Here is a 3,675-nt window from a genome sequence, read left to right as displayed (position 1 = left end):
TTTGCTCCTCCTCTTGGGCTCGAACCAAGGACCCTCTGATTAACAGTCAGATGCTCTAACCAACTGAGCTAAGGAGGAATTTCGCAATCATTTTTGCGGACGCAAATATAATGTATTTTTTATTTCTCACTAAATAATATTTAAAAAAAGTAAAGTAAAATTCTTTCTGTACTGCATCAAAAAACCTAATTCACATTCTGTAACCAAAGACAGAAATTAATCAAAATCATAATTTGAGGTACAAAAAAAAGAGGATTTGATTTTTTATATGGTGGTAATATGTTAATTTCATAAAAATTATTTTTATGGAGGCAATGCCCAAAAAAGTTAAATTATTGGCTGTAAAAGGCGGAATTACGCAACAACCCGATGTAATGGCCATAGTAAATGCTGCTAATGCTCATTTAACCACCGGAGGTGGCGTGGCAGGGGCAATCCATCATGCTGCAGGTAATGATCTTTACAGGGAATGTCAGGATTTGGCGCCTATAAGACCGGGAAATGCCGTAATTACAAAGGCTTACGATCTGCCAAATGAGTACGTGATCCATTGTCTGGGTCCCGTCTATGGTAAGAACAAACCGGAAGACGTGGTATTGGCGAAATGTTACCGCAATACACTGCGGCTTGCCGAAAAACATAAAATTACTTCTATAGCTTTTCCTGCTATCGCCACCGGGGTTTTTGGTTACCCTCTGGAAGAAGCAACCGAGGTTGCAATAAGCACAATTTTAGAAGAACTTCCTTCGCTCAGGCATCTGGAAAAGATTAAATTTGTCTTATTCTCACAGGCAGATCTGGATATTTACCAGAAAAAGCTTGCAGAAGTCCAATAGGTAATAACCAAGGCAATATTTTGTATGTTTGATTTTACTGCTACTTATACAGACCAGTACCAGCTCGCCATGGCCCAGGTTTATTTTGAAAATGGCCATAAAAACCACCATTCTGTTTTTGATTATTTTTTCCGAAAATTGCCATTTGAAGGTGGCTATGCAATTTTCTCCGGTCTGGAGGACCTACTGGAGATTATAGAAAACCTGAAGTTTGACGATAAAGATATTGCCTACCTGGAGAAAACGGGATTCAGCCAGGAATTTCTTCATTATTTAAAGGAATTTCGCTTTCAGGGGACGGTTTTTGCAGTTAAAGAAGGTGATATTGTCTTCCCTACAAGACCTGTACTCCAAATAGAAGCCAATATCATAGAGGCCCAGATTATTGAGACCGTTTTGCTGAACCTGCTAAATTTTCAAACACTTATTGCTACCAAAGCAAGCAGGATGAGGCTCGTGGCTGGAGACAGTCATTTGCTGGATTTCGGGTTAAGAAGAGCGCAGGGCCCTGGAGGTTACTATGCCACAAGGGCGGCAATTACTGGCGGATTTGATGGGACCAGCAATGTCGTGGCTGCCCGTAATTTTGATATTCCGGTTTCAGGCACTATGGCGCATTCCTTTGTACAAAGTTATGATAATGAACTTGACGCTTTTCGAAGCTTCGCCAAAGGTCGTCCTGAAAATTGCGTCTTACTGGTGGATACTTACAATACTTTAAAAAGCGGAATTCCAAATGCTATAAAGGTCGCCAGGGAAATGGAAGAGCGAGGGCAGAAACTTCTGGCTATCCGCCTGGACAGCGGCGACTTGGCTTATTTTGCAAAAGAAAGCCGGAAACTTCTTGATGAAGCCGGACTCGAATATGTAAAAATTGCTGCATCCAATCAGCTGGATGAGTATGTGATTAAAAGTTTGCTGGAACAACAGGCTCCAATAGACATTTTTGGCGTAGGTACCAACCTGGTAACAGGAAATCCCGATTCGGCTTTGGATGGGGTTTATAAACTAGCTCAATCCAACGGTAAGCCAAGAATAAAACTTTCAGAAAGTCTTTCAAAGGTTACCCTTCCGCATAAAAAGCAAGTCTTCAGAATAAAAACCGGCGAAGGGAAATGCGTTGGAGCAGATGTTATAGGCTTAAGATCTGAATCTCGAATAGAAGAAATGTTTCATACTTTCGAGCCATACAAATCTATGAAACTGCAGGATTTTGAGCAGGAGCCATTGCTGCATAAGGTCATGGAGAAAGGAAAGTCGCTTTTGCAGAAGCAATCGCTTAAGGACATAGCAAATTTCAGCCTTTCCAGGTTGGCCGAATTGCCTATAGAATACAAGCGGTTTAACAATCCTCATATCTACAAAGTAGGTATTAGCGGAGTCTTAAAAGAAGAGCGTGACAAATTGATTAAAGAATATAAACAATTATCATGAAGGCCTTACTAATTATTGATGTTCAGAATGATTTTATGCCTGGAGGAGCACTGGCGGTTCGCGAAGGAGATAAGGTGGTTCCAGTTATAAACCGTCTTCAGGAGAAATTTGACCTGGTAATTGCCACTCAGGACTGGCATCCTCTTAATCACGCAAGTTTTGCTGAAAATCATGCCGGTAAAAACGAATTTGAAATCATTGATCTCGATGGAATTCAGCAGATACTCTGGCCGGTGCATTGTGTGCAAAATTCTGAAGGTGCCCAATTTCATCCTGACCTTAAAACTTCAAAAATAGAAGCGATCTTTAGAAAAGGTACAAATCCTGAAATTGACAGTTACAGTGGTTTTTATGATAATGCTCATCTAAAATCTACGGGACTTGCAGGTTACCTTCGGGAAAAAGGAGTAACGGAAATTTATTTTTGCGGACTTGCTGCGGAATTCTGCGTGTTTTTTTCAGTTAAAGATGCCTTAAAGGAAGGTTTCTCAGCAGTTTTAATAGAAGATGCCACAAGAGCTTTGGATAATGCTGAATTTAAAAAGGCGAAGGAAGAAATTCTGAAAAAAGGAGGAAGAGTAATTGTTTCTGAAGATTTCCTGAATTAAAAATTGATCTGATAAACATACCCAAATCCTATCCAGAACACCCAATCATCGGCTTTGTTTTGGGGCGCGTTAATATTTAACCCGTCAATCCAGTCACTGCCGTAATAATGCCATTTTCCCTCTATCATAAGATCGCCGCTGCGGTGCAGCTTATAGCGCACTCCCAGACTCCCAACTGCCGCATAGGTGCTTTTTGCTTCAAGATCAATTCCTCCAACAAAAGTAGGGAAAACATTAGCGGGATCATCTAAAGGTCCAAGGTCTGAATAGGCCCTGGGCCGAAAATGCACATATTGTATACCCAAACTAACGTAAGGAGAAAAAATATAACCAAAATTCGCAAAATCTTTTATGTTTACAGGATGGTACTCCAGGTGGGTACCAATTTCATAAGTTTCTGAGAAACCATGCATGGCCCGTAATAACTGGCCGCCAATAGTATTCTTGTTAGAAACAGGGCCATAATGTTCCAGGTTGGAACGCAAATAATCAAACTCATTCCTAATTCTAAAATGGTTATTAAAAAATAAGTTACGGGTGTAGCAACTGCATTCTGCGTCAAAAGCGAAGTTGATATAATGTACTATTCCTATACCTAATCCCGAGTTATTTACATTATTCCTTAGGTTCCATCGTTCCCCGTAATCTGTGAAAAAAGAAGACGGACCAACTAAAACCCCAATTTCATGCGAGAATCCGAATTGGGAATAACTTTTTCCGCCAAAAAAAAAGACAAAAAAAGACAATAAGAACACGGTACGAAGCATTGGGACTTGCTATAGGTAGAAGCAAATATA

4 protein-coding genes and 1 tRNA gene are annotated in these 3,675 nt (G+C 40.3%); 3 read left to right on the top strand and 2 right to left on the bottom strand.

Annotation, left to right across the window (positions count from 1 at the left end):
- Nucleotides 1-4 precede the first annotated feature (4 nt).
- Nucleotides 5-78: transfer RNA gene (locus tag RM529_RS16380), tRNA-Asn, on the bottom strand.
- Nucleotides 79-305: 227 nt separating this feature from the next.
- Between RM529_RS16380 and RM529_RS16375 the strand changes: the two genes are divergently transcribed.
- From RM529_RS16375 to pncA, 3 genes are read left to right on the top strand one after another with little or no spacing between them, the layout of a single operon-like run.
- Nucleotides 306-836: a macro domain-containing protein gene (locus RM529_RS16375; RefSeq protein ID WP_311485814.1), complete on the top strand. Its 531-nt coding sequence runs from the start codon at nucleotides 306-308 to the stop codon at nucleotides 834-836.
- Between the two features lie 24 nt (nucleotides 837-860).
- Nucleotides 861-2,270, top strand: coding sequence for a nicotinate phosphoribosyltransferase (locus RM529_RS16370; protein ID WP_311485813.1), 1,410 nt, complete (start codon nucleotides 861-863; stop codon nucleotides 2,268-2,270).
- Nucleotides 2,267-2,878 (top strand): bifunctional nicotinamidase/pyrazinamidase, encoded by a 612-nt coding sequence (pncA, locus tag RM529_RS16365; RefSeq protein WP_311485812.1) that lies wholly within the window; start codon nucleotides 2,267-2,269, stop codon nucleotides 2,876-2,878. The genes RM529_RS16370 and pncA overlap by 4 nt, the downstream gene beginning before the upstream one ends.
- On the opposite strand, the gene RM529_RS16360 is transcribed toward pncA, so the two are convergent.
- On the bottom strand, nucleotides 2,875-3,645 hold the full coding sequence (locus RM529_RS16360; protein ID WP_311485811.1) for a THC0290_0291 family protein: 771 nt from the start codon (nucleotides 3,643-3,645) through the stop codon (nucleotides 2,875-2,877). The two genes, pncA and RM529_RS16360, sit on opposite strands and share 4 nt — an antisense overlap.
- Nucleotides 3,646-3,675 lie beyond the last annotated feature (30 nt).

Source organism: Autumnicola edwardsiae, assembly GCF_031846505.1.
GTDB lineage: Bacteria > Bacteroidota > Bacteroidia > Flavobacteriales > Flavobacteriaceae > Autumnicola > Autumnicola edwardsiae.
The sequence above is the reverse complement of the archived record's forward strand: the minus strand, read 5'-3'. Positions and strand labels throughout refer to the sequence as shown.

Coding starts and splice junctions, on each gene's coding strand:
- RM529_RS16375 (WP_311485814.1), top strand. CDS start 306: ATGGAGGCAATGCCCAAAAAAGTTAAATTATTGGCTGTAAAAGGCGGA.
- RM529_RS16370 (WP_311485813.1), top strand. CDS start 861: ATGTTTGATTTTACTGCTACTTATACAGACCAGTACCAGCTCGCCATG.
- pncA (WP_311485812.1), top strand. CDS start 2,267: ATGAAGGCCTTACTAATTATTGATGTTCAGAATGATTTTATGCCTGGA.
- RM529_RS16360 (WP_311485811.1), bottom strand. CDS start 3,645: ATGCTTCGTACCGTGTTCTTATTGTCTTTTTTTGTCTTTTTTTTTGGC.